The organism is Jiangella rhizosphaerae, assembly GCF_003579925.1.
Lineage (GTDB): Bacteria > Actinomycetota > Actinomycetes > Jiangellales > Jiangellaceae > Jiangella > Jiangella rhizosphaerae.
On record NZ_QUAL01000061.1, the window covers coordinates 1 to 5,167 of the forward strand.

Annotated in this window: 3 protein-coding genes and 2 pseudogenes; 3 read left to right on the forward strand and 2 right to left on the reverse strand. The window is 75.8% G+C overall.

The features are described 5' to 3' along the window. Positions 1–321 (reverse strand): LysR family transcriptional regulator (locus DY240_RS07595; RefSeq protein WP_147375228.1); only part of this gene is annotated, 321 nt, incomplete at its 3' end. A gap of 114 nt (positions 322–435) precedes the next feature. Between DY240_RS07595 and DY240_RS33210 the strand changes: the two are divergent. The 3 genes and pseudogenes from DY240_RS33210 to DY240_RS07605 all read left to right on the forward strand — a co-directional run. Further along, a pseudogene (locus tag DY240_RS33210) lies at positions 436–681 on the forward strand (class A beta-lactamase); the annotation flags it as partial. A 1-nt stretch (position 682) separates the two neighbouring features. Beyond that, positions 683–1,434, forward strand: a pseudogene (bla, locus tag DY240_RS34020) (class A beta-lactamase); the annotation flags it as partial. Positions 1,435–1,739: 305 nt separating this feature from the next. Beyond that, positions 1,740–3,791 (forward strand): penicillin-binding transpeptidase domain-containing protein, encoded by a 2,052-nt coding sequence (locus DY240_RS07605; RefSeq protein ID WP_199701030.1) that lies wholly within the window; start codon positions 1,740–1,742, stop codon positions 3,789–3,791. On the opposite strand, the gene DY240_RS31735 is transcribed toward DY240_RS07605, so the two are convergent. Next, a partial coding sequence (locus tag DY240_RS31735) for an acyltransferase family protein (protein ID WP_199701031.1) occupies positions 3,780–5,167 on the reverse strand: 1,388 nt, incomplete at its 5' end. The two genes, DY240_RS07605 and DY240_RS31735, sit on opposite strands and share 12 nt — an antisense overlap.

Genomic DNA, 5,167 nt, shown 5'->3' on the forward strand with positions numbered 1-5,167 from the left:
GGCCGCGACCAGCGCCCGCGGGTCGGGTCCGGCCGGGATGCCGGCGCTGACGCCGGCAGCGCGGGCGGCGGCGGCCAGCTCGCGGAAGTGACCGGCCCGGGCGACGAGGTCGGCGGCGTGGGGGAGCAGCGTGCGGCCGGCCTCGGTCAGCTCGACCTGCCGGGACGTGCGGTGCAGCAGTGCGGTGCCGAGATCGCGCTCCAGTGCCGCGACGCGCCGGCTCACCACCGGCTGCGGGGCGCCGCAGAGGTCCGCGCCGCGGGTGAAGCTGCGCGCCTCGGCGACCGCGACGAACGCTTCCAGGTGCCGCAGCAGGTCCACGGGCAGCAACCATACACATCCGGCATGGATCGGTCATGGTTGCGTCTTGGACATCGGTGCGGCCGCCTTGCGACGGTGAGCGGGCTCGTTTCCGCGACCCGAGGAGGAACCCCGATGGATCGTCCGCAGCCCAGCCGCCGCACCCTGCTGCGCCTCGGCCTGGCCGTCCCACTGGCCGCGTCGGCCGGCGCGCTCGTCGGCGCCGGGAGCGCCGGCGCCCGGGCCGGCGTCGCCGGGGACGCCGCGGGCCTGGACCCGGCGGTCCGCGAGCTCGAGCGCACCCACGACGTCACGCTCGGCGTCAGCGCGACGAACCTCGCGACCGGTGCGCGCATCGCGCACCGGGCCGCCGACCGGTTCNAGCGCACCCACGACGTCACGCTCGGCGTCAGCGCGACGAACCTCGCGACCGGTGCGCGCATCGCGCACCGGGCCGCCGACCGGTTCCCGATCCTGTCGGTGTTCAAGTCCATCGCAGCGGCCGCCGTGCTGCGCGACCTCGACGAGACGCGCCTGGACCACCGGGTCTGGTACCCGCCGGCCGACATCCTGCCGAGCTCGGGCATCACGGCCGAGCATGTCGACACCGGCATGACCGTCGCCGAGCTGTGCGACGCCGCGATCCGCTACAGCGACAACGCCGCCGGCAACCTGCTGCTGCGCGAGATCGGCGGCCCGCGCGGGCTGACCGCGTTCGCCCGGTCCATCGGCGACGGCGCCACCCGGCTGGACCGCTGGGAGATCGAGCTGAACTCCGCCGAGCCGGGCGACGAGCGCGACACCTCGACGCCGGCGGCGCTGGCCCGGACCTTCGCCGGCCTGCTCGTCGGCGACCTGCTGCGCCCTGGCGATCGGCGCCGGCTGCGAGACTGGATGCTGGCCAACACGACGTCCGGGCCGCGGTTCCGGGACGCGTTGCCGGAGGGCTGGCGGCTGGCCGACAAGACCGGCGCCGGCGACTACGGCACCAACAACGACGCCGGTGTGGCGTGGAACCCGGCCGGCGAGCCGATCGTCATCGTTGCGATGAGCCGCCGCTCGGAGCGCGACGCCGTGCGCGTCGACGCCGCGCTGGCCGACGTGGCCCGACTGGTGGCGCGGCGGCTGGGCTGACCGGCGCGGCGGCCGGGGTGACGCTCGGCCGGCGCTGGAGGTCTGCGGTCCGAAAGGACAGCAGAGCTCCAAAGGGGCCGCGAGTGGTCCCGGCCGGTGCTGTGCCAGCGATGGAGGTCTGCTGTCCGATGAGACCGCAGACCTCCAAGGGGCCCGTGAGTGGTCCTGGCCGGTGCTGTGCCAGCGATGGAGGTCTGCTGTCCGAAAGGACGGCAGATCTCCAAGGGGCCGCGAGCGGTCTCGGCCGGCGCTGTGCCGGACTGCATTGGCGCTAGGGTGTGCGGAACGAGCAGGAACGGGGAGCGATGATCAGGAAGAACGCGCGGCGGAGGACCCTCGCCGCGGCGGCCGCGGGTGTGCTGATGACGGCGGCGGGCTGCGGCGGCGATGATCCGCCCGACGCGACGCCGGTCGCCGAGCAGCTGGCTCAGGCGGTGGCCTCCGGCGACTTCTCCGGCGTCCCGCTCGGCGGCACCACCGCCGAGGATGCCGGGGCCGCCGTCCAGGCGATGGTCGAGGGCATGGGCGCGGCCACCCGCACGGTCACGGTCGCCGACATCGAGCAGACCGACGACGAGGAGACCCGCGAGGTCACGCTCGACGTCGGCTGGGACCTCGACGGCTCCGGCGCCGCGCCGACTCCGGGCGCGGAGACCACCACCGGCACGGCCCCGCCCACGGCCCAGCCCACGGCGACGCCGACGCCCACCGCCAGCGGTACGCCCGACGCCCCGGACTGGACCTACCAGACCACCGCGACCCTGCGCGTCGCCGAGGACACCGAGGCCGGCTGGACCGTCGACTGGTCACCGGCGGTCCTGCACCCGCAGCTCACCGACGGCGCCGCCCTCGACCTGTCCCGCACGCAGGCCCAGCGGGCCGACATCCTGGGCGCGGGCGGCGAGGTCATCGTCACCGAGCGGCCGGTGTACCGCGTCGGCATCGACAAGACCCGCGTCGACGCCGCGCTCGCGCCGGAGTCCGCGGCCGCGCTGGCGGAAGTGGTCGGGGTCGACGCCGCCGGCCTGGCCGAGCGGGTCCGGAACGCGGGGGAGCGCGCGTTCGTCGACGCCATCACGCTGCGCGAGGCCGACGCCGCGCCGCTGCTGGACCAGATCGCGGCGATCGAGGGCGCCGTCGCCATCGAGGACACCCTCGCACTGGCGCCGACGCGGGAGTTCGCCCGGCCGCTCCTCGGCACTGTTGGTGAGGCCACCGCCGAGCTGGTGGAGGAGTCCGGCGGGCGCATCGTCGCCGGCGACGTCGTCGGGCTGTCCGGGCTGCAGGCGCAGTACGACGAGCAGCTCGGCGGCACGCCGGGGCTCACCGTCGAGCTGGTCCCGCCGGAGCCGTCGGCCGACGCCACGGGCGACCCCAGCGCCTCACCCGCGGCGGAGGAACCGGCGCCGGCCGAGCCGGAGGTGCTGTTCGAGCGCGAGCCGGTCGCCGGCGCCCCGCTGACGACGACGCTGGACATCGACCTGCAGACCCGTGCCGAGAGCATCCTCGCCGACGTCGAGCCCGCCAGCGCCATCGTCGCGGTCCAGCCGTCCACCGGCGCGGTCCTGGCCGCCGCGAGCGGGCCGGGCGGCGACGGCTACTCGACGGCGACGCTCGGGCAGTACGCGCCCGGCTCCACGTTCAAGGTGGTGACGTCGCTGGCCCTGATGCGCGCCGGGCTGACCGCCGACTCCGTCGTCGAGTGCACGCCTGCGGCCTCCGTCGACGGCCGCGCGTTCGAGAACTACAGCGACTACCCGTCGACCGCGATCGGCGAGATCACACTGCGCGAGGCGGTGGCGAACTCGTGCAACACCGCCTTCATCAACCAGAACGAGGTCGCCGACCAGCCGTCGCTGGCGCAGGCGGCGGCCTCGCTCGGGCTCGGTGCCGAGAACGCGACCGGCGCTCCGGCCTTCCTCGGCGAGGTCCCGGCCGAGGCCGATGGCACGGCCCACGCGGCGGCGATGATCGGGCAGGGCGAGGTGCTGGCGTCGCCGCTGGCCATGGCGACGGTGGCCGCGTCGGTCGCCGCCGGGCACACCGTCGCGCCCACGCTGGTCGAGCCGGCGGCCGCCGCGCCGGAGAGCACGCTGACCGCCGACGAGGCCGCCGTCCTCCAAGACCTCATGCGCGCCGTCGTCGAGGAGGGGAGCGGCGAGTTCCTCGGCGACGTCCCCGGCGACCCGGTCGGCGCGAAGACCGGCACCGCCGAGTACGGCACCGAGTCGCCGCCGCGCACGCACGCCTGGATGATCGCCACGCAGGGCGATCTCGCCGTCGCGGTGTTCGTCGAGGACGGCGAGTCCGGCTCGCGGACCGCGGGGCCGCTGCTGGAGGAATTCCTAGGCGGCTGAGCGCCGGCCGGCGAGGTACGGCCGCAGCTGCGCCTCCAGGTGCGAGGCGAGGCTGCGGGCGTACGTCGCGGTCAGATGGTGGTCGTCGCGCCAGACCACCACGTTGCCGATGACCGCCGGGCACTCGTCGGTCGGGCAGATCGCCCGGCTGAGGTCGACGACGTCGACGCCGCCCAGCTCGCGGGCCGCGACGAGCTGCTCGTCGCCGGCCTTCTCGACGGCGTCGGCGCGCGGCTGGGCGCACTCGGTGAGCTGGTCGGGATGGGCGCTGACGCACTCGGCCGGGTCCTGCGCCAGCCACGGCGTGTTCTCCAGCACGACCAGCTCGACGCCGGCCTCCCGCACCGCCGCCCAGCTCTCGCGCAGCCCGTCGGCGAGCCGGTCGGCGCTGGCGTCGTCGCCCAGCTCGCGGCCGTCCTCCCATACGCGGTAGGCGTTGCTGCCCGAGGTCACCACCAGCTCGGGCCGGTCCGGCCCGGTCAGGCGGTCCAGCAGCGCCTCGTTCCACTCGCGGCACGAGGTGTACGGCACGCCGGCCGCCGTGGTGGTCTGGACGGAGAAGAACCCGCACGACGACTTCGTGTACGTCTCGATTCGCCAGCCGTACCGCTCGCCCAGCACGTCCAGTGCCGGCTGCCACTGCGCGGCGTGCGAGTCGCCGGCCAGGGCGATGACGCGGTCGGAGTCGAGGTCGCCGTAGGCGCAACTGGCGAGATCGGCGTCCTCGGCGTTCTGCTGACAGCCGTCGGGATAGATGTCCGGGTTGTCCTCGGGCACCTCGAGCGGGTCCGGGGTCAGCGCGGGCACCTGGTCGACGGGCGCGCCGTCGGGGTCGCCGGCCGGGTCCGGAGCGAGGACGGCGGCGCCGGGCGCGGCGTCTGCGGTCGCGTACTCCGGCACCGCCCTGACGGTGACCAGCGCGGCGAGCAGCGCCGTCGCCGTCGCCGCCACCCCGACGGCGAAGGCCCGCCGAGGCCGGACGGCGAGCGCGCGGGCGTGGTGGATGGGCGCCTCGACCAGCCGGTGGGTGAGCCAGGACGGCACGAACGCCGCCGCGACCACCAGCGTGCCCTGCGCCGGCGACAGCGCGCCCCACACCGCGCTGGCCGCCATCAACAGTGGCCAGTGCCACAGGTACAGCGAGTACGACAGCCCGCCCACCCACCGCATCGGCGCCGTGCCGAGCAGCCGCCCGGGCCAGGTCGCCACCGTCGCCACGCCCGCGGCGATCACCGCGGCCGTCCCCAGGACGGGCACCAGCGCCGCCGTGCCCGGGAACGCCGTCGTCGCGTCGTAGGTCAGCGCCGCCCAGCCGACCGCCGCGAGCCCGCCACCGGCCAGCGCGCCGGCGACCCCGGCCGGCAGCCGCTCCAGCC